Source organism: Pseudomonas sp. TE3899, from assembly GCF_056279105.1.
The window spans coordinates 962,440-980,384 of record NZ_JBWBQR010000001.1; the positions used below are offsets into that span (position 1 = coordinate 962,440).

At 57.0% G+C, this 17,945-nt stretch carries 23 protein-coding genes; 6 read left to right on the forward strand and 17 right to left on the reverse strand.

Annotation, left to right across the window (positions count from 1 at the left end):
* Positions 1-73 precede the first annotated feature (73 nt).
* The 9 genes from ACZ89E_RS04405 to ACZ89E_RS04445 form a co-directional block, all read right to left on the reverse strand.
* A complete protein-coding gene (locus ACZ89E_RS04405) occupies positions 74-547 on the reverse strand; it encodes a phage infection protein (protein ID WP_149659744.1) in 474 nt (157 codons plus the stop codon).
* Between the two features lie 232 nt (positions 548-779).
* Complete coding sequence (locus ACZ89E_RS04410; RefSeq protein WP_476254946.1) at positions 780-1,103, reverse strand: hypothetical protein; 324 nt, start codon at positions 1,101-1,103, stop codon at positions 780-782.
* Between the two features lie 69 nt (positions 1,104-1,172).
* Positions 1,173-1,571, reverse strand: a complete 399-nt coding sequence (locus ACZ89E_RS04415) for a GFA family protein (RefSeq protein WP_476257016.1) — start codon at positions 1,569-1,571, stop codon at positions 1,173-1,175.
* Positions 1,572-1,640: 69 nt separating this feature from the next.
* The gene (locus ACZ89E_RS04420; RefSeq protein ID WP_463257745.1) at positions 1,641-1,958 is read right to left on the reverse strand and encodes a DUF6966 domain-containing protein; all 318 of its coding nucleotides are present in this window, start codon (positions 1,956-1,958) and stop codon (positions 1,641-1,643) included.
* On the reverse strand, positions 1,958-2,371 hold the full coding sequence (locus ACZ89E_RS04425; protein WP_476254947.1) for a hypothetical protein: 414 nt from the start codon (positions 2,369-2,371) through the stop codon (positions 1,958-1,960). The genes ACZ89E_RS04420 and ACZ89E_RS04425 overlap by 1 nt, the downstream gene beginning before the upstream one ends.
* A gap of 102 nt (positions 2,372-2,473) precedes the next feature.
* Complete coding sequence (locus tag ACZ89E_RS04430; protein ID WP_123402772.1) at positions 2,474-2,746, reverse strand: hypothetical protein; 273 nt, start codon at positions 2,744-2,746, stop codon at positions 2,474-2,476.
* Positions 2,747-3,026: 280 nt separating this feature from the next.
* On the reverse strand, positions 3,027-3,263 hold the full coding sequence (locus ACZ89E_RS04435; RefSeq protein WP_476254948.1) for a retron Se72 family effector protein: 237 nt from the start codon (positions 3,261-3,263) through the stop codon (positions 3,027-3,029).
* Position 3,264: 1 nt separating this feature from the next.
* The gene (locus ACZ89E_RS04440; protein WP_476254949.1) at positions 3,265-4,446 is read right to left on the reverse strand and encodes a reverse transcriptase family protein; all 1,182 of its coding nucleotides are present in this window, start codon (positions 4,444-4,446) and stop codon (positions 3,265-3,267) included.
* Positions 4,447-4,482: 36 nt separating this feature from the next.
* Entirely contained in the window at positions 4,483-4,815 is a 333-nt protein-coding gene (locus ACZ89E_RS04445; protein ID WP_476254950.1) for a hypothetical protein, read from the reverse strand.
* Positions 4,816-5,386: 571 nt separating this feature from the next.
* Here ACZ89E_RS04445 and ACZ89E_RS04450 point away from each other — a divergent pair.
* Positions 5,387-6,745: an MATE family efflux transporter gene (locus tag ACZ89E_RS04450; protein ID WP_149661650.1), complete on the forward strand. Its 1,359-nt coding sequence runs from the start codon at positions 5,387-5,389 to the stop codon at positions 6,743-6,745.
* A gap of 10 nt (positions 6,746-6,755) precedes the next feature.
* Here the strand turns inward: ACZ89E_RS04450 and ACZ89E_RS04455 are convergent, their stop codons facing one another.
* Positions 6,756-7,403 (reverse strand): VOC family protein, encoded by a 648-nt coding sequence (locus ACZ89E_RS04455; protein ID WP_476254951.1) that lies wholly within the window; start codon positions 7,401-7,403, stop codon positions 6,756-6,758.
* A gap of 41 nt (positions 7,404-7,444) precedes the next feature.
* Here ACZ89E_RS04455 and ACZ89E_RS04460 point away from each other — a divergent pair, with 41 nt between their 5' ends.
* On the forward strand, positions 7,445-7,849 hold the full coding sequence (locus tag ACZ89E_RS04460; RefSeq protein ID WP_476254952.1) for an acyl-CoA thioesterase: 405 nt from the start codon (positions 7,445-7,447) through the stop codon (positions 7,847-7,849).
* 93 nt (positions 7,850-7,942) lie between these two features.
* Here the strand turns inward: ACZ89E_RS04460 and ACZ89E_RS04465 are convergent, their stop codons facing one another.
* The gene (locus ACZ89E_RS04465; RefSeq protein ID WP_476254953.1) at positions 7,943-8,869 is read right to left on the reverse strand and encodes a universal stress protein; all 927 of its coding nucleotides are present in this window, start codon (positions 8,867-8,869) and stop codon (positions 7,943-7,945) included.
* A gap of 285 nt (positions 8,870-9,154) precedes the next feature.
* Here ACZ89E_RS04465 and ACZ89E_RS04470 point away from each other — a divergent pair, with 285 nt between their 5' ends.
* Positions 9,155-10,393 (forward strand): MgtC/SapB family protein, encoded by a 1,239-nt coding sequence (locus ACZ89E_RS04470; protein ID WP_463257730.1) that lies wholly within the window; start codon positions 9,155-9,157, stop codon positions 10,391-10,393.
* Here ACZ89E_RS04470 and ACZ89E_RS04475 read toward each other — a convergent pair.
* Positions 10,305-10,571, reverse strand: coding sequence for a PAS domain-containing protein (locus ACZ89E_RS04475; RefSeq protein WP_476254954.1), 267 nt, complete (start codon positions 10,569-10,571; stop codon positions 10,305-10,307). The genes ACZ89E_RS04470 and ACZ89E_RS04475 overlap by 89 nt on opposite strands.
* Between ACZ89E_RS04475 and ACZ89E_RS04480 the strand changes: the two genes are divergently transcribed.
* Both ACZ89E_RS04480 and ACZ89E_RS04485 read left to right on the forward strand, forming a co-directional pair.
* Positions 10,486-10,671 (forward strand): hypothetical protein, encoded by a 186-nt coding sequence (locus ACZ89E_RS04480; RefSeq protein ID WP_256672398.1) that lies wholly within the window; start codon positions 10,486-10,488, stop codon positions 10,669-10,671. The two genes, ACZ89E_RS04475 and ACZ89E_RS04480, sit on opposite strands and share 86 nt — an antisense overlap.
* 109 nt (positions 10,672-10,780) lie before the next feature.
* Positions 10,781-11,704 carry a universal stress protein gene (locus ACZ89E_RS04485; RefSeq protein ID WP_149661655.1) on the forward strand — a complete coding sequence of 308 codons (924 nt, stop codon included), beginning with the start codon at positions 10,781-10,783 and terminating at the stop codon, positions 11,702-11,704.
* Between the two features lie 57 nt (positions 11,705-11,761).
* Here the strand turns inward: ACZ89E_RS04485 and ACZ89E_RS04490 are convergent, their stop codons facing one another.
* The 3 genes from ACZ89E_RS04490 to ACZ89E_RS04500 form a co-directional block, all read right to left on the reverse strand.
* Positions 11,762-12,325 (reverse strand): GNAT family N-acetyltransferase, encoded by a 564-nt coding sequence (locus ACZ89E_RS04490; RefSeq protein ID WP_149661656.1) that lies wholly within the window; start codon positions 12,323-12,325, stop codon positions 11,762-11,764.
* Positions 12,326-12,542: 217 nt separating this feature from the next.
* Positions 12,543-13,286, reverse strand: coding sequence for a fumarate/nitrate reduction transcriptional regulator Fnr (gene fnr / locus ACZ89E_RS04495; protein ID WP_149661698.1), 744 nt, complete (start codon positions 13,284-13,286; stop codon positions 12,543-12,545).
* A gap of 227 nt (positions 13,287-13,513) precedes the next feature.
* Positions 13,514-13,939 carry a potassium channel family protein gene (locus ACZ89E_RS04500; protein ID WP_463257726.1) on the reverse strand — a complete coding sequence of 142 codons (426 nt, stop codon included), beginning with the start codon at positions 13,937-13,939 and terminating at the stop codon, positions 13,514-13,516.
* A 309-nt stretch (positions 13,940-14,248) separates the two neighbouring features.
* Between ACZ89E_RS04500 and ACZ89E_RS04505 the strand changes: the two genes are divergently transcribed.
* Positions 14,249-15,169 carry a universal stress protein gene (locus ACZ89E_RS04505; RefSeq protein ID WP_476254955.1) on the forward strand — a complete coding sequence of 307 codons (921 nt, stop codon included), beginning with the start codon at positions 14,249-14,251 and terminating at the stop codon, positions 15,167-15,169.
* Between the two features lie 283 nt (positions 15,170-15,452).
* Here the strand turns inward: ACZ89E_RS04505 and ACZ89E_RS04510 are convergent, their stop codons facing one another.
* Together ACZ89E_RS04510 and ACZ89E_RS04515 are read right to left on the reverse strand one after the other, a co-directional pair.
* On the reverse strand, positions 15,453-16,520 hold the full coding sequence (locus ACZ89E_RS04510) for an ArsO family NAD(P)H-dependent flavin-containing monooxygenase (RefSeq protein ID WP_463257724.1): 1,068 nt from the start codon (positions 16,518-16,520) through the stop codon (positions 15,453-15,455).
* Positions 16,521-16,609: 89 nt separating this feature from the next.
* Positions 16,610-17,944 (reverse strand): TolC family outer membrane protein, encoded by a 1,335-nt coding sequence (locus ACZ89E_RS04515; protein WP_256672397.1) that lies wholly within the window; start codon positions 17,942-17,944, stop codon positions 16,610-16,612.
* Between the last annotated feature and the right edge of the window lies 1 nt (position 17,945).

Here is a 17,945-nt window from a genome sequence, read left to right on the forward strand (position 1 = left end):
ATTATTTCAGGCATGAAAAAGCCCGGCTGATCAGGCCGGGCTTTTTGTTGGTTACCGCTTTAAAGCCAATCATTTATGCGACGCGGTTTTGGATCAGACGATCCGAGCCACCTTCAGCAACGCGATTCTGTTGCAGACGATCGGAGCCACCTTCGGCTACACGATTCTGTTGCAGACGATCGGAGCCACCTTCAGCAACGCGGTTCTGTTGCAGACGATCGGAGCCACCTTCGGCAACGCGGTTCTGTTGCAGACGATCGGAGCCACCTTCAGCAACGCGATTCTGTTGCAGACGATCCGAGCCGCCTTCAGCTACGCGATTCTGTTGCAGACGATCCGAGCCACCTTCAGCAACGCGGTTCTCGATCAAACGATCCGAACCACCTTCGGCAACACGATTCTGTTGCAGACGATCCGAACCACCCTCAGCCACACGGCTTTCAATCAGTCGATCCGAACCGCCTTCGGCGATCATGGTGTGGGAAGCGGCAAAAGCGTTAACTGCAAAAACCGAGAAAGCGATGCTGAGAAGGATTTGGCGTTTCATGATGGTGTGCTCCGGGGTGTTTATTGGTTGGTATGGAGCGGATGTTACGCCGGGGATTTTTTATGAGAACTTCATTGACGTGATGGTGACCATCGACGCCAATGATGGTTGGCAGAATGGGCTATCGGCGAGGTTGATAATCCGCCATCGACCCGATCCCCTGTGGCGAGGGGGCTTGCCCCCGTTGGGCTGCGAAGCAGCCCCAAAACCTGCAATCGCCACGACATCCGCACTACCAAAAGCGCAGTTCCCCACCGAGCATCAAGAAAATCAACGCCACTCCAAAATTGCCTGCCAGTAGCGGTGCGAGCGTAATCAAGCCTTGGAACACGACAGCAACCTTCAAGCCATCGGACAAGCCATAACGCCGCCAATACAGCACATGCAGGACAAACGTCAGACCGTTCGCTACCCAGACGGCGCCAATCGCCATCAGGTAATTCTCCTGTGCAATTCGCAACAACATAATCAACAAACCGAAGATTACGACGAGCGCGGAGCCTACGGTCAGTGGCGAGTAATCCCGCTTTATCGGGTCAGAGACAGGTGGTTGCATTGCGTTTCCATCCATTTAAGCGCAAAGAAAAACTAATCCATTCAATGAATTAGCCGTGACTAAAATTTATCAATCCTGAGGCCACTGATCCCCAATCTCAAACCACGAGGCCTTCTCGGACACACACGTATGCCGCTGCTTCTGCGCCCGAAACGGCGTATCCAACGTACCCACCGCAATCGAAATCCAATCCGCAAACTCGCCATTCGAATCCGACCAAAACAACGAAGTGCCACAGATCGAACAAAACTGCCGCGTCACTCCGGCCGACGACTGAAAACGCCTGAGCGCCTCCACGCTGCTCGCAATGGAAACCGCCGACCTCGGCGCACTGGCATACGTCGCAAACGCCGCCCCATGGGCCTTCCGGCAAATGGCGCAATGACAGTGCGACACCGCTTTCAACTGACCCGAAACCTCATACGTCACGGCCCCGCACAGACAACTGCCTTGATGAAACTCATCCATGTTCATCGGTTACTCAAATAAAAAAGAGGAGGGTAAAGGCACAGCGGACGCCGGATAAGTGTTCGCCGATCAATCCTGAGCCCGTTTAATCGCATAAGCGAGCGTGGCAGCTTCATCCCTGAGCGCATCGAACCTTTCATTCAACTCAACATGCCCGGGTTTCCAGGCAAACACACCCGCGATAGAACTTTGGCCAAGCACAAGATCATTGAGCGAACTCATCCCGCCATAGGCTGACAACAGATACTCAACCCCATAGGCATCCCCGTTCAACAAATGCGCCCGCGCTTTGCGCATCCACTGACCCCAGTGAACAGCGCCATCGCTCTCAAGCACCACGGCAAGTTGCTCAAGCACGCCAATAAGCTGCTCAGTCTTCGGTCCCATTATTGAAAAGCCCCAGACTGCGGAACGATGGACTTGCCCAAATAATTCACCGCCGCCACGTACTGCCGGCCAGTCACGCTGACCAACCGCGCATGGCACTCACAGCAATAGTCGTCGCTACCGTCTTCAAAGTTAAACAACACCGTCGCCTCTTGCAGCGCCGAAAGCGCAAAACCCTCCGCCCCGAGCATCTCCTCAAAACGCGTTTTCAACGCATTGAGCCCGTTAGACAAATAGGGATGACTTCTCAGCGCGGGAGGGCAGACGTCTTCTTTCGTCAAATCAACCGCTGCCACCCTGACACCCAACGGCCGCAACGCCTCACTTAAATGGGGATGAACCCAGGACAGCGAACTGCCGGCGTGGTGAGCGAGGCTATGACACACGCTGCTGAGGCGTTTATGGGAAGGCATTCACAATCCTTGCGAAGTCGGGGCGAGGCGAGCGACGGATTCTATGCCTCCACGCGCCCAACCGACAAAAAAAACGGGTGCCTGCCCGGCACCCGTCTTCACTTACTCCTTAACCTGCGCCCGCAAACGCCGACCGATCACATCCATCAAATCACAGCCATCGCGCAACGGAATGACCAACAACTTGGAAAAGTCCGCCAACACCACCGTGTCACAACCGATCTCAGCGCGGTAAGCGATGTTCTCCAACACCTGCGTGACCGTGCGGATGCGGTAATCGGCCATGGCTTGCAGGACGTCGAGTGGGGCTTGGGTGTCGATGAGGAGGGAGGCCGGGACCAGGTCGATTCCGGTGATAGGCATGTATCTTTCCATAAGGGTGAAACTCCGAATCAGATTTTAGTAAAGGACTGATCCGATCTGCAGGTCGCCAAACCTGGTCGCTTTTTGGGGGCGGGGTGAGAGTAAGGTTTACGTTTTAGGTCGGATATAAGAAATTTCCGAGGTTGCTGTAGGAGGTGTATCGAAAGCAGGCAAGATACTAGATAGCGTTTCTCCCTCATAAAAAATTTGTGATGTATTCGCCATCGTCAAAAAGAAACTTGTCGATTTTTCAAAAGATCAAATTCGTTTTACGCATATCTCAATCCAACTCTTATAAAACCGGAACTGGTTCTGTTTTTTTTACACTTTTGGCTTTTGGGCCTTTTGGGGCTTTTTCAATTATGAAAGTGACTCGATCACCTACGTTGATGTCGTGCCCTTCATCGTCAATGTCATCATAGAAAAAGAAAACGTCTTTACCTTCCGCTCTCCTGATAAATCCATACCCTTTGAATGCATCAAAGGTAGTCACGAATCCAGAAAATATGACCTGATCATCTTTCGACATATTATCCCCACATTTCAGATTTTGTAGGAGCATTTATGAACCTAAGCCTAAGCATTTTCTTATAGTGCCTGGCTAAAGGTTTATCTGTTCGAGTCAAAATGCCCAGAGCATACAAGGTTTTATTTAAGGAGTTTATGACGCCCGTCCTAACATGATGAGCAACAGGTTTTTTAAGTAACTTGTCAGCCTCAAATATTATGCTTGCTTTCATCTGGTTGTCATATTCTGGTAAAATTCTCGTCATTCGCAATCTTAAATCTTCCGCTTGCGTATGTTCTAATCTTGTCAGCTTAGCGACTTGTCCAGAAACTCTATTCCACAGAGAGTGGTACTCTTCAGAAAATCGGCATTTAAAATATTCTTTTTCGCAAATATACACTAGCTGCCTAATATGTCGTCGCTCAGCTTTTCTGAGTTTAGGTATTCCATGACCAACCCATACTCCAGTGACCTTATATTCGGCCTTGACGTCGCTCGCCGATTCTTGCTTGGTTTTCTTGTTGTTAAGTCTAAGATTATGTTTTTTGAAGATTGCGGCGACTTCTTTAATTATCTCCGTACTTGCTTCTTTAGTGATTGGTCGTATTGAACTCACAGTCACATCATCCAATAGGCGCGTATAAGATAATCCTCGCGCCCTTATTCTGCTAACAAGTGAGTATTCTGAGTTAAAAAAAACCAAATTGGCCACATAGCTTGAAGTACACGCCCCCTGTGGCACCCTGCCATCTCTCGTGACCAATTTTGTCAAAATATTTGCCACGTCATCTGGAAAATTTAAAAGCCGAGTAAATATAGGCTTAACGCTATCTTCTTTGATATTGTTATAAAAATCCTTTATATCAATTCCGATTAAATGTTTTGATCCGGCATGGATAGTGCCATTTACGATATAGTCTCTAGGGTTTTCCTCGTCTCTAATCCCTCCTTGCAGGTAGGTAGGGTAGAAAACCTCCTCAAAGATTCTAGAATTTATTCTTTTCTGTAACCGCTTTAGCTCAAATTTCGGATCATAGACAATGCGCTCTTTACCTGATTTAGATGTAATTCTAAATTCGGTATAAGAGTTGGAGGTGTCTTCTGATAGGTCTTTTAAAAGTTTTGGAGGGAGCCCTAAACATTTTGCGAGTGCTTCAACGCTTCCAATCGGAAGGTGAGGATAGTAAGGCTTGTCCTTTGCCACGGCTGCTCCTTGGTAAGCAAAAAAGATGAGAGTCAGTTAGCTATTATCACTTCCAATAAAGATTGAAAAGATCCAACGGATAACCCAACCAAAAACAGCTGAAACAGTCAGTTTTTTTATGGTTGCTCTTAAGTCAATTCCTTTCGTTGCGAGCCTGTCTCCAAGCTTCGTACGAATGCTCTTATTTTTTCTAGTCACGTAGATTACAACATGTAGTTTGTACATAGATTTTCTCCTTGAATAGGCAACGCAAAATGCGAAGCCGGCCAGACCAAAGAGAGAAACAGCAAGGAATATGTATATTGACTTAAGAGGACTCTCAGCTTTTACGCCAGACAACCCTCGCAAGCGCAAATCGATTTCGCGCATGCCGCGCTCTGCGATTCGCACAGGGGTACCGAGGGGCCGGTCATGATCTCTTACGAGATCGCCAAAGAAGGCTTCGATTTCCTTGCAAACGTGACTTTTAAAGAGCGGAACAGGCGTGATACACCTGCGAAATTGAGCCTAGGACAGGATGTATGCCCTGTCAATCTCAGGACTACTATTTTTATGAACTTTCACGCTAAAAAATCATCTGCTACCGATCATCTGTTTTTTATTGCTAAACAAACCTATATCAAACTTTCCTCGTTATGTCGGTCGCGGTCTTTCCAAATATAACCTAACTAATTGTTTTTTAAGTATATGTCGTCCGAGATAAGTAATATTGGCACGGCCGTGACGCCTATCTCATCATGGGTTCGATGAACAATAATTAGGATGTGATTCCCGTCAATCGTGACGGGCAAACGTCAAGGAAGAAGAGGGCCGAGCGGACAGTCCGTGGCCGAAACATACTTTCCTCAAACTATCCAAATCCTCGAATCTGAGCGCCTCGAAGCCACCCCCCTAGCGTAGAATCCCCCAAGCCCCAGCCCCCACCTGAGACGGAGCCTCAATGCAAACCCCCACCACCTCCATCCCCCTCTGGAAAACCTACCTCCTTTTCCTAGCCCCCATGGTCCTCTCCAATTTCCTCCAATCCATGTCGGGCACGATCAACAGCATCTACATCGGCCAAATGCTCGGCACCCAAGCCCTCGCAGCCGTCTCGGGCATGTTCCCCATCGTCTTCTTCTTCATTGCCCTGGTCATCGGCCTCGGCGCGGGCGCGGGTGTGCTCATCGGCCAAGCCTGGGGCGCGCGGGAAACGCATCTGGTGAAGACCATCGCCGCCACGACTTTGCTGTTGGGCGCGATGATTGGGTTGGTGGCGGCGGTGTTGGGGAGTGTGTTTGCGCGGCCAGCCTTGCAAGGCTTGGGCACGCCGGCGGATGTGTTGGACGATGCGGTGGCCTACGCCCACGTGATGATGTGGATCATGCCGTCGCTGTTGGTTTACGTGCTGTTTACGCAGTTGCTGCGTGGGGTGAGTGATACCGTTTCGCCGTTGGTGGCGTTGATTGTTTCTACGTGCATCGGTCTGGCGCTGACGCCTGCCTTGATTAAAGGCTGGCTGGGTTTTGCGCCGATGGGGATTCAGAGTGCGGCGTTTGCGGGGTTGGCGGGGAATTTGTCGGCGATGGGGTGGTTGGCGTGGCGGTTGATTCGTAAGGGGCATCCGTTGGCGCCGGATCGGGAGATGTTTGCGGCGATGCGGTTGGACCTGGACATTCTGGGCAAGGTGTTGCGCATCGGGTTACCGACCGGGTTGCAGATGGTGGTGTTGTCGGCGTCGGAGTTGGTGATTCTGGCGTTGGTGAATCAGCACGGTTCCCAGGCGACGGCGGCGTATGGGGCGGTGACGCAGATTGTGAATTACGTGCAGTTTCCGGCGTTGTCGATTGCGATCACGGCGTCGATTCTTGGGGCGCAGGCGATTGGGGCGGGGCGGCTGGAGCGGATCACGCCGATTCTGCGCACGGGGATTTTGATTAATGTGTGTTTGACCGGTGGTTTGGTGTTGCTGGGGTATTTGTTGTCGCACTGGTTGTTGGGTTTGTTCCTGACGGAGGATTCGACCCGGGCGATGGCGGAGCATCTGTTGCACATCATGTTGTGGAGTCTGTTGGTGTTTGGCTTCCAGGCGATTATCGGCGGGATCATGCGCGCCAGCGGCACGGTGTTGGTGCCGATGGTGATTTCGATTGTTTGTGTGGTCGGGGTGCAGTTGCCGGTGGCGTATCTGTTGGATGCGAAGTACGGATTGCAGGGCGTGTGGATGGCGTTTCCGGTGGCGTATTTGGGGATGCTGGCGTTGCAGACGGTGTATTACAAGTTTGTTTGGCGGCATCAGAAGATTGAGCGGCTGGTGTAGGCGCGGGATCTTAAGCATGAACAATCGGCAAGGTTTTCAGGCCGTTTGGGGTTTGGATATGTGCGACGAGGTAAGGCTTTGCGGTCGCTTCCAGGGCATGCAGATGAACCGGCCCGGTAAAGTTGATCGCGCTGAACAGCGCCTGGACTTTTGCGGGATCGGGATCGAACACGTCCAGCGCCACCAGCTCACAGCCTCGGTCCAGCATGGCGCTCGCGGGATGTGGCGTTTGCGCCCATTGAATCAACGTTGGCGCTGACCCGTTCAGCGGCAGGCTGCCGTCGGCGGGGAGGGTGATTTGCCAGGCCAGGGTGCCTCGGGTCATGGGTTCGGGATTGCCGAGGATGGCGCGACAGGTTTCGCTCATGGCGTGGATGTCGTCGGTGCGGGCGACCCATGTGGCAAGGCGCGGCGGCGTATCACCCGCCAAGTCGTCCATGCCGAACCAGCGCGGCCGGTCGGGGCTTTGGGCGGTGGGGTCTATGGCGATCACTTCCAGATAAACGTCCGGGCCCAGGCGCAGTAACCGGTTATGGGTGCCCATGCGCGGATGCGCGCCGCCCGGTTGCAGGTCGACGCCAAGCACGCGGCTGACGAAGGCGCAGCCGCTGTCGAGGTCGGGGGCGACGATGGCGAGGTGGTCGAGGGTGCTTTTCATGGGGATGCGCCTTCCATTTAAACAACAGGGAGAACTATTTAATGCCTGATGCAGTGTTTGTCAGTAGAACCGTTTCATTCGGCGACTGCGACCCCGCTGGCGTGGTGTTTACGCCGCGATTTTCCTACTTCGCCATTGAGGCCATTTACACCGCGCTGGACAGTTGGCTGGGCGCCCCCGGCCTTCGAACGCTGATGGGTTTTGATGTGCTGCCGCCGGTGCGGGCTATGTCGGTGGAGATGCTCAAGCTGTTGACCTGGGATGATGAGCTGAGCATCAAAGTCAGTGTGGCCAAGGTGGGGGTTCATTCCTTCACTTTTCGGGTCGAAGGTTTTATCCGGGACGAGACGTTAGCGTTTACCGCGACGGTCACCCACGTGTGTATTTCGCCTGAGACCAAAGAAGTCGTCGCCGTCCCAGAACGACTCAGGGCGCTGCTTTCTTAAGCGTGGCTTGTCTCGGTCAGGCTGGCTTAATGCGAAATACAAAGGGGCCGACGCTCACACGTCGGCCCCTTTTTTCCGTTTAGCGTCCGTTGCTCAATCCGCCAGTACCTCCGGTGACACCACCCAAACGCTGCAGGGCATTTTGTACAGCAGGTGTTCCACGGTGCTGCCCACCAGGCGCTCTATGCCGTGATGGCCGACCCGGCCCATGACGATCACATCGATGTTGTAGGCATCGGCATAACTGGCCAGGACCTTGGCCGGGTTGCCCATGATCATGTGGCGTTGCTCCGGCGGGATGCCGTTGCGCTCGGCCAGTTCGTTGAACGTCTGGCTCTGCGCGTCGAACAAGGTCTTGGCATTGCCGGAGGAAAAGTACGCAGAGGCGTTGTCGAAGCCGAATTCCTCGGCGCTGATGGAGGACAGGTCATGGGCGTAGATCACGTCGACCAGGGCGTTACATGCGGTCGCCAATTTCACCGCCTCGCGCAGGATCCGGTCGTTGAAGTCTTTGTATTGGCCATCGCGATGGAAGGGGTCGACCGCCGCGACGATTCTTCGCGGCAAGGCATGCTGCACATGACTCACAAAGTGCAGCGGCACCGGGCATTCGCGCAGCAGGTGAATGTCCAGCGGGGTAAACATCAGCCGCGAGAGCAGCGATTCGTGTTCCAGCGCCTTGATCAGCAAGGCGATTGGCTGTTCTTTGAGGTGAATCAGGATCTCCTGCAAGGGCCTTTCGACCCAGACCACTTCGGTGGTGACAGTGACGCCGATGTTGCGCAAGGGCCGGGCCTGGTCCTCCAGCCACTGGCGATGGCGCTCGACATAGCCCAAGCGCATCTGTTCCAGCGCCTGTTCGTTGACCAGACCGGCGGTCGCCAAGCCCTCAAGGTAATCGAAGGCCACAATGTGCAACGCCGCATTTTCGGCCTTGGCCAGTGCGGCGGCCCGGTCGAAAGCAGGGCTGTTTTGCATCAGCGGTGAGGCGACCAGCATGAAACGTGATTGCTCAGACATGGAAATCTCCCTTGGGTTATCACGCCGACGCTGGCCGACAGGGCCGCGAGAGGCTGTTGGCGGTGACATCTGACCAAGATGCTGCCGGACGGCGTTTCAGACTTGATCTGTATCAAACCGATGCCTTACGGCGCGGGCCGTCCGATGTGTGGTTGCCGCGATGCCGTCGATTCTCAATGGGTTGATCATGATCAATCTATCCTTGAACAGGTCGGTGCAGGCTTGTGCCCATTGACCCTCGACGTCGAAACCAGGGCGGGCACGGCCCACCCGGACATCCATCCAATGAATGACACACTCGGCATAGCAGGTGCAGCGGCTGCACTGGGGATCGGCATGCTCATCGGTCTTGAACGCGAGCGGCACAAGGGACGAGGCGACAGCCGTGCCTGTGCCGGTTTGCGCACGTTCGCGATCACGGCATTGTTGGGCTATGTGGCGATGCAGGTCGGTGGTGGCTTGCTGTTGGGGATCATGGCGATCTGTGTGGCGTTGCTGGTCACGGTGGCGTACTGGCGAAGCCTGAGCGATGACCCCGGCGTGACCAGTGAAGTGGCGTTACTCACGGTGTTGGTATTGGGCGCGTTGTGTGGCTCTGCGCCGGAACTGGCCATTGCCATTGGCGTGGTGGTGGCGGGGTTGCTGACGTACCGTCAAAAACTGCACCACTTCGCCCGTAGCCAATTGACCGAAGCTGAAATGCGCGATGGCTTGGTGTTGTTGATCGTCGCACTGGTGGTGTTGCCGCTGGCCCCGGACCGTTTCATCGGTCCCTATGCCGCGATCAATCTGCGCACCATTTGCACCCTGACTGTGTTGTTGATGGCGGTGGGGGCCGTGGGGCATGTCGCCGTGCGTGCTTTGGGCACTCATTACGGCTATGCGATCAGCGCCATCGCCTCCGGGTTTGCTTCCAGTACCGTAACCATCGCCACCATGGGACATCTGGTCACCAAGGAACCGGGCAACCTCAGAGTCCTGGCCGCGGCGGCGATATTGTCCAATTTGGCCACTGTCATTCAGGTCGGCCTGATTCTGGGAGCGGTTGACATCGGGCTGTTGCGCCACATGTGGGGGCCGTTGTTGTGCGGTGTCGCGGCCACGGCGCTGTATGGCCTGTGCCTGATGTTTTCCCAGCGAGCGACCGGTGTCAGCCAGCCGATCAAGGTTGGAGGTGCGTTCAACCTCAAGCTGGCCCTGGTCGTCACGTTGACCATGACCGGCATCACCTTGCTGTCGTCGGTCATGCTCAACCTCTTTGGTGAGGTGGGGGTGATGCTGACGGCCACCTTCACCGGTTTCGCCGACGCTCACTCCTCGACGGCGTCGATTGCCGCCCTGGTCAAATCCGGTCAGTTGCCGTTCGACGCCATGGCCACCCCTGCGCTGATCGCGGTCAGCAGCAACGCCGTGAGCAAATGCCTGGTGGCCTGGATCAGTGGCGGGCGGCGGTTTGCCGCTTATGTGATTCCCGGACAGCTGGGGCTGACGCTGGCGATGTGGGCCGGCACCTTGCTGCACTGAGGCGCGTCATGACGTGCAGAGGCGGGGTTTTGCCGACCAGCTCTGGCCTGGAATAACCGCTCAGGAGGCAGAACGCGTTATTGATCCAGACGATGCAACCAGTTCGTTCGGTGATCAATACCGGATTTGTCGCAGCATCCAATGCTCTTACCCGTAATGGCTGGTTGTTTTCGATCATTGTCCCCTCCGATGCTGCCGTTGGCGCGGGATACGTTGTTCCAGACCAGGGGAAAGAGCGGGGAGGGTTGATCAAAATCGACTTTAAACGTGCGACGTGAACAGCAAAAAGGAACGTTACAGCTGATTAAGATCAAGTCGCCCCGGGCCGGAATGCTCAATCTGTAGATCAATTCGTTGCATTGAGATGGCCGCGTGCCGAGGTGCCCCATGTCGCAGACTCAGCGTTTACTGTTGATCGCTCCCCCAGCCATGACCCGCACACCGGCGTTCGACCGGGCCGCGGCACTGGCGCTCGCCATGCAATTGCCCTTGCACATCGTGGCGTTTGATTATCTGCAGGCCCTGGCGGTGGCCGGCCTGTTTGCCCCCGAGCAGATCAACCTGGCCCGGGAAGGGTATCTGCAAACCCATCGGCAATGGCTCGCGGCGCAAGCCGGATTGATGAGCCGGCACGGTGTCGAGGTCACCAGCGAGGTGGTGTGGGTACAGCATCCTTATGAAGAAATCCTGCATTTCGTCAACGAGATGTCGCTGACGCTGATCATCAAGGATGCCCAGGAAGAATCAGCGTTGAAACGGGTATTTTTCACACCCCTGGACTGGCAGTTGCTGCGCGACTGCCCGGTGCCGGTGCATTTGGTCACGAATGCTGTTCACCCACGGCCGCGCAGCGTGTTGGCGATTGTCGATGTGCTGCGCAGCGAGGAGCAGGACCTGGTCTTCAATGACCGGATTATCGAGGCGGCGGTGAAGCTGGCCGAAGAATGCGTGGCCACGCTCGAACTGGTGCATGTGTATGACTGGACGGCGTTGTATGCCCAAGACATGGGCGTAGGCGCATTGCCGCTGGCCAACGGGATTTATGAGGCACTGGGCGCGGCGCAACACGAGGCGTTTGCCGCTCTGGCCGAACGTCATGGCGTACCGCCGGATCGTCGCCATTTCATCGAGGGCGCACCGCTGTCGGGGATCTGTGACTTTGCAATGGAGCATGGGACGGACGTGATCGTCATGGGGACCGTACAACACAGCGGGTTGAAAAAACTCCTGGGGACCACGGCCGAACAACTCTTGCATCGGGCGCCGTGCAGCGTGCTGGCGATCAAGCCAGGGCGCACGCTGTCATCCTGAGTTGACGCAGAATCGCCCCGCGATGAACCGTTGGCCGGTCCGTCGCGGGGCGATTGTTTACAGGCAAAGACGATGGATGACCTGACAGCTGTCGTCGGGATCGTTGCGTGTTTCGAAACCCAGGGCCTTGGCCAGGTCACGCATCGGGGCATTGCTGGAGGCGTCCACCGAATACATCTGGCGAAAACCGTTCTTGCGAGCGCCCTTGATCAAATGCTCCATCAACGCCGTGGCCAGCCCCAAGTGCTTCCATTCATCGGCGACTGTTACCGCACATTCGCACTCGCTTTCGCCGGTGGCGGCGTAACGGGCCAAGCCGATCTCGATCAGATGGCCATTCTCATGGACCAGCGCGATGAAGGCCGCACGCTGTTTGTCATCGACGTCCATCAACTGATTGAGCATGGCGGCGCCGGGCTCGTTGATGTGGGCGAGAAAACGCATGTGCCGGGACTCTGGAGACAGGCGCTTGATGAACGCGTATTCACGGTCGCGGTCTTTTTCCGTCAGGGGGCGAATCAACACATGGCGGCCGTCCTTGAGCGCTTCGATCCAGTATTTACCGGTGACTGCGGCGTAGGCGGCAGCCGCCCGATCATTGTGGTCTTTGACGGTGAGCATGGGGTGATCCTCCATCCGGTTTCAAAGGTCGGCGCGCGGTGACGAACCACGCCGTTCATTCCTTTGTACGCCGTTGGCGGCGTGTAAACCTGATCTGGATCAGACACCCGTAACGGGGGTGTTGATTTGTGTGTTTGTGGAGGAGTACCCGGCGGATGTAATGGTGAAGGGAGGTCCGCCATCCTGGTCACGTCGTGGCGGCGGCTGCCGTGCGGTGCTAGCGCAAGGGGCGGTGACAGCCCACAACCAGTTGTTTGAGGCCTTCCATGTTCTGGATGTCGACATTTCGGCCGGAGATTTCCACCAGCCCTTGATCCCGCAGATGCGCGATGCCGCGGCAGATCGTTTCCAGACGCAGCCCCAGGTAGGAGCCGATCTCCTCACGGCGCATTTTCAGCACGAAGTTGCGCGAGGAATACCCCCGCATATTCAAACGCTGGGACAGGTTCAACAAAAAGGCTGCCAGGCGCTCATCGGAGTTCATATTGCCCAGCATCATCAGCATGTCGTGATCGCGCACGATTTCCCGGCTCAGGATTTTGTTCAGGTTGTGCTGCAGTGACGGCAGCTCCTGAGCGAGTTTCTCCAGGTGCGCGAAGTGGATAGGGCAGACTTCGCTGTCTTCCAGGGCAAACGCGTTGCAGGCATGCAGGTCGGTGCTGATAGCGTCCAGGCCGAGTATTTCGCCGGGCATCTGGAAGCCCGTGACCTGCTCGCGACCATCGACCGAGAGCACACTGGTCTTGAACGAGCCGATACGCACCGCGTACAGCGAGCGTAATGCATCGCCTGCGCGGTAGAGGGTTGCGCCTTTTTTAACCTTCAAACGTTGCACGATCAGCGTGTCGAGGCGCTCGACCTCCGGGCTGGTCAGGCCAATCGGCAGGCACAGCTCCAAAACACTGCAGTTGGAGCATGCGGCCTTAAGGTGTTGAATTTGAAGCGGGCGGGCTTCGGGCATGGAATATGGCACCGTCTTGGGGTGCTCGTAGCATAGATCGCGGGTCATTGAATGCGGCTTTCGTTCGGACGTTTGCCGGGCTAATCGACGAACGGGGAAAAACCGCTGCACCTTTGGTCCGGGTGATGGCCTGGGAGGTGATGCAAATCAAGCCTTGGACGGTTCGGATTCCCGGGGGATACCGGCTGAGGCGCGTCTGAATCCGGCCCGCCGCCGACGAAAATTGGTTATTTGTGCTTCCAGTACTTTTGCATTTCAAGAAACAGAAAGGAGGCGGTCCAGGTGATGAGCACCAGGCCGGTCAGGGCCTCAAGACCGGTCAGGAATTTGAGGTTGCCCACGGGTGAAATATCGCCGAAGCCGATGGTTGTGTAGGTGGTGAAGGAAAAGTACACGCAGTCCAGGAACGAGCCGTCGAAACTGCCAATCAGGGCGCCCCATTCGCCGGAGCGCGCCATCAGGTAATAGACCAGCGCGAAGCACCAGACTTCTATCGCGTGGGCCAGCAGCGCACCGAACACGCCGACGACAATCCTGAAACGGCTCCACAGCTTGAGCCGGGGCAGCCAATCGTTCAGGCGCGACAGGCATTCGTAATGGATCACGACAACGATGATGACCACCAGCGTATTGATCAGCGTGACTGCCAGCATCGCCAACTCCAGTGATAGGGGGCACGTGTTGCTCCGTGCCATGAGGCACACAGGCCGTCCGCTTTTTTCTACGCCTGAGCGACGTTGATGCGTTGAGCTATATCAACAATACCTCTGCAAGCCTGCCGTGGCTTCGTGCATTGACCCAAAGCCCCCATTTGTTGACAAAGATCAGAGCCGGCGCCCGACAACGCCAGATACTCGAACGACAGCTTGCTCCAGCTACGATAAACCGAGGGAAACCAACATGCGCTCGTTCGTTGCCGTGTGCAGTCAGGCCGGTAAAGCGTTCCCTGGACGAGGTATGTGATGCTCAAACTCAAACGAATCCTTTTGATTGCCCCCACCGAAATGACCCGTACCCCGGCGTTTGATCGGGCGCAGGCATTGGCCATAGCCACCGGCGCGTTGTTGCACATCGTGGCCTTCGATTATGTGCAGGCACTGGCGCTGGCCGGGGTGTTTAACCACGACGCCATGGCCCAGGCCCGAGAGGGCTACTTGCAGGTGCATCGTCACTGGCTGGAGCAGCAAGCCCGGTTTCAGCAGAGCGCGGGGTTGCAGGTGACGACGGAAGTGGTCTGGGCCAAGTCAAGCCTGGCGCAGGTGCTGACCTATGTGAATGACTTCCACGCGGATCTGGTGATCAAGGACACCCACCATGTGCCCGCACTCGACCGTGCTTTCCACCGCCCGCTGGACTGGCGCTTGCTGCGCGACTGTCCGGCCCCCTTGCTCTTGGTGACCGAAGCCAGCCACCCCAAACCGTTGAAGATTCTGGCGGCCATTGATCTGTCCCATCTGGAAGATCTGACCCAAGGGCTCAATGACCGGGTTCTCGACCTGGCCTCGCTGCTGGCGCTTTCCTGTGGCGCCGCGTTGCACGTGCTTAACGTCAACAACTGGTCGGTGGTGGGCGGCGCGCAGCGGAGTCTGCCGACCCCCTGCCTGGATGACAGTTTGAGAGACGCGGTCAACGATGCCCAGGAAGAGGCCTTTGATGTGCTTGCCGAACGCCATGACATCGAGAAAAAACGCCGGCATCTACTGACCGGCATCCCCCACAAGGTGATCGAGCTTTTCTCCCGGCAAAATGCCTTCGACATGGTGGTGCTGGGCACGACCTATCACCCTGGGGTCGACAGGTTCATCGGCAGTACCGCCGAGAGTGTGTTGAACCACGGGCCCTGCAGTTTGATGATCGTCAAGCCGTTGCCCCGGCTCGGCTGAAAGGGGCATGCGTCGCGCCCTGGTCATAGAGATGGCCCGGCAAACATCCCGTTTGCCGGGCCTCCACAATAGAGCTCGCTCAGGTACACCCTTACAGGGCCAATGTCCCGGACCACAGCAAGGTCGTGCAGTTGCAAGGCACGGTGGCTGGCGTAGGTTTCACCCTGCCGGGTCAGTTTGCGCGCGTACACCCATGGCCCGGCTGCGGCCTGAAGCAGGCCGGCTATTGAAGGTTAAATCGCTCGGAACAACCCGCAGGCCTCACCGCAGCGCTCCCCTCGATTCATTGCGCCGATAAAAATCGCCCGATCTCCTCCACGGTACTGCGTGCCGTGCGCGTGACGCCGATCAGCGTCGCAGAGGCGGCCCCCGTCCAATCGCCATAGCCCACCAGCCACAAGCGCGGCTCTTGAATTGAATGGGTGCCTTCGACGGCGACACGTCCATCGGCGGTGTAAACGCCCAGTGATTCCAGATAGCCGAGGGCCGGGCGGAAACCGGTGCACCAGATCACCGCATCGACCGGTGTTTGGGTGCCATCGGCCCACACCACACCGGTTTCGGAGAAGCGCTGGAAAGGTCGAACGGCGTGCAGCACGCCACGCTCCCGGGCGTCGAGGACCGGCGGCACCATCACGATATCGCCCAACCCGCCGACCGGTTGCTCAACGACGATGCCGGCGAGCTGGGCCTTCCAGCGTTCGGTGGCGCGTTCGAACAGCACTCGACCGTCGACGTCATCGGCGAGAAATTGCGGCGCTTGCGGGGTGATCCATGTGGTGTCTGCCACTTGGGACACTTCAGCGAGGATCTGCGCGCCGGAGTTGCCACCGCCCACCACCAGGACTTTTTTTCCGGCAAATGGCTTGGGGTCCACGTAGTGGGCCGAATGCAATTGCTGGCCGGTAAAGGTTTCGTTGCCGGGGTAATGCGGCACGAAGGGATGGCGCCAGGTGCCGGTCGCGCTGACCACCGTGCGGGCCAGCCAGCTACGGCCCTGGGCTTTGACGTGCAGGCGATGGTCCCGGCGCTCGATAGCGTCTACCCAATAGGGGCGCTCGATGGGGAAGTGGTAGCGCTGTTCATACTGGCGCAGGTAATCGATTACGTTGTCGCGGCTTGGGTAGCCGTCCGTGACCGGCGGCATCATCCAGCCGGGGAGGGAACTCCAGGTCGAGGGTGAAAACAGTCGCAGCGAATTCCAGCCATGGCGCCAGGCGCCGCCCGGTGCGGCTTCGGCATCGATGATCACAAACGAGCGCTGGGTCCGGCGCAGGAAGTAAGCCACGGCGAGTGCGGACTGGCCGCCGCCGATAATGGCGACATCCACTTCGGTGGGGGTAGAAGGCATGGGGAATCCTCAGGGCGCGAGCGTCACGCCAAGGTAACCCATGCCGATTGGCTGTTTATTGATGTTTCTCAAGCGTTCGGTGCATCGGCTCAAAACGCCAATTTCGGCCCCAGATAAGCATTGGCGCTGGCGATGTCGTCATCCCCCAATGCCCCCACATCCGCCGCCAGCCGCAGTTTGGCCAGCAGGTAACGCAGCTTGGCTTCGAACAAGTCACGGCGGGCGGTGTAGATCTGCTCCTGGGCATTGAGGATGTCGACGTTGGTGCTGCTGCCGGCCAGGAAGCCTTTTTTCGAGGAGTCCAGTGAGCGCTCGCTGGATTTGACCGCTTTTTCCAGTGCATGGATGCGCGCTTCGCCGCTTTGCACGCCGCGAAATTCCCGGGTGGTGCCGGAGATGATTTCCTCGCGGGTGGCGTTCAAGTCCTCTTCGGCCTGGTCCCGGGTGGCGACGCTCTGCCGGGCGCGAGCGCTGACGTAGCCGCCGCTGTACAGCGGAATGTTCAGCTCCAGCCCGGCGGAGGTGTAGCGGTTGCGCTGGTTTTGGGTGGACAGGGTTTCGCTGTCGGCGGCGGTGTAACCGACCACCAAATCAAGGGTCGGCCAGTGTCCGGCCTTGGCCTTGGCCACTTCTTCGTCAGCAGTGTTGACGTTCAAGCGCCGGGCACGAATCGAGGGGCTGTCGGTGCCGGCGCGGATGATCCATTCCTGCAGGTTGTCCGGTTGCAGGGGCGGGGTCGGGAAGGTGTCTTGCAGGGTGGCGATGTCTTCGGGGGGCTGGCCGAGGTATTCCTGCAACAGACGCCGGGCCACGGTCACGCTGTCTTCGGCTTCGATCAGTTCAGCCTGGGCCAGGTCGCGCCGGGCCACGGCTTCGTCGATGTCGGTGATGGTGCCGTCGCCCAGGTCCTTGCGCCGTTGGGTCGAGGCCACTTGTTCATCGAAGGATTTGAGTTTGGCCGTCGCCAGTTCCACGGTTTCGTGGGCCAGCAACACGTCGAAGTAACGCCCGGCCAGCTTCACTGCCGCGTCCTGCGCCTTGCCATCGAACACCGCCACGCCGTAGTCGGCCTGGTATTCGCCCTGGCGATATTCGGCCATTTTTTGCTTGTTAAAGAGCGGTTGGCGCAGTTGCAACGTCGCGCCCCGGGAGTTGTAGTTCAGGTCGTTGGTGTGGCTGTTGCCGTAAAAATCCGGCTGCTTTTGCGTGCCGTTGATGTGGTTGTCGAACGCGGTGATGCCGATTTTTGGCAACAGCCCGGAATGGCCGATGGCACGGTTTTCCAGGGCCGCATCTCTTTCGTGACCGGCGGACAGGTAGGTCGGGCCCTGGAACTGCATCAAATTCCAGGACTCGCGAAGGTCCAGGGCTGCGGCTGATTGAGCCAGGGTCAGCAAAGCGGCAATGCCAATGAACCGCTTCACG

Bases quoted from the DNA above. Each gene is read 5' to 3' on its own strand.
- ACZ89E_RS04415 (WP_476257016.1), bottom strand. From the start codon at position 1,571: ATGGATGAGTTTCATCAAGGCAGTTGTCTGTGCGGGGCCGTGACGTAT.
- ACZ89E_RS04505 (WP_476254955.1), top strand. From the start codon at position 14,249: ATGCTCAAACTCAAACGAATCCTTTTGATTGCCCCCACCGAAATGACC.
- ACZ89E_RS04425 (WP_476254947.1), bottom strand. From the start codon at position 2,371: ATGCCTTCCCATAAACGCCTCAGCAGCGTGTGTCATAGCCTCGCTCAC.
- ACZ89E_RS04450 (WP_149661650.1), top strand. From the start codon at position 5,387: ATGCAAACCCCCACCACCTCCATCCCCCTCTGGAAAACCTACCTCCTT.
- fnr (WP_149661698.1), bottom strand. From the start codon at position 13,286: ATGCCCGAAGCCCGCCCGCTTCAAATTCAACACCTTAAGGCCGCATGC.
- ACZ89E_RS04405 (WP_149659744.1), bottom strand. From the start codon at position 547: ATGAAACGCCAAATCCTTCTCAGCATCGCTTTCTCGGTTTTTGCAGTT.
- ACZ89E_RS04475 (WP_476254954.1), bottom strand. From the start codon at position 10,571: ATGATCGAAAACAACCAGCCATTACGGGTAAGAGCATTGGATGCTGCG.
- ACZ89E_RS04445 (WP_476254950.1), bottom strand. From the start codon at position 4,815: ATGCGCGAAATCGATTTGCGCTTGCGAGGGTTGTCTGGCGTAAAAGCT.
- ACZ89E_RS04510 (WP_463257724.1), bottom strand. From the start codon at position 16,520: ATGCCTTCTACCCCCACCGAAGTGGATGTCGCCATTATCGGCGGCGGC.
- ACZ89E_RS04460 (WP_476254952.1), top strand. From the start codon at position 7,445: ATGCCTGATGCAGTGTTTGTCAGTAGAACCGTTTCATTCGGCGACTGC.
- ACZ89E_RS04465 (WP_476254953.1), bottom strand. From the start codon at position 8,869: ATGTCTGAGCAATCACGTTTCATGCTGGTCGCCTCACCGCTGATGCAA.
- ACZ89E_RS04485 (WP_149661655.1), top strand. From the start codon at position 10,781: ATGTCGCAGACTCAGCGTTTACTGTTGATCGCTCCCCCAGCCATGACC.
- ACZ89E_RS04435 (WP_476254948.1), bottom strand. From the start codon at position 3,263: ATGTCGAAAGATGATCAGGTCATATTTTCTGGATTCGTGACTACCTTT.
- ACZ89E_RS04470 (WP_463257730.1), top strand. From the start codon at position 9,155: ATGAATGACACACTCGGCATAGCAGGTGCAGCGGCTGCACTGGGGATC.
- ACZ89E_RS04420 (WP_463257745.1), bottom strand. From the start codon at position 1,958: ATGGGACCGAAGACTGAGCAGCTTATTGGCGTGCTTGAGCAACTTGCC.
- ACZ89E_RS04500 (WP_463257726.1), bottom strand. From the start codon at position 13,939: ATGCTGGCAGTCACGCTGATCAATACGCTGGTGGTCATCATCGTTGTC.
- ACZ89E_RS04410 (WP_476254946.1), bottom strand. From the start codon at position 1,103: ATGCAACCACCTGTCTCTGACCCGATAAAGCGGGATTACTCGCCACTG.
- ACZ89E_RS04455 (WP_476254951.1), bottom strand. From the start codon at position 7,403: ATGAAAAGCACCCTCGACCACCTCGCCATCGTCGCCCCCGACCTCGAC.
- ACZ89E_RS04480 (WP_256672398.1), top strand. From the start codon at position 10,486: ATGCAACCAGTTCGTTCGGTGATCAATACCGGATTTGTCGCAGCATCC.
- ACZ89E_RS04430 (WP_123402772.1), bottom strand. From the start codon at position 2,746: ATGGAAAGATACATGCCTATCACCGGAATCGACCTGGTCCCGGCCTCC.
- ACZ89E_RS04490 (WP_149661656.1), bottom strand. From the start codon at position 12,325: ATGCTCACCGTCAAAGACCACAATGATCGGGCGGCTGCCGCCTACGCC.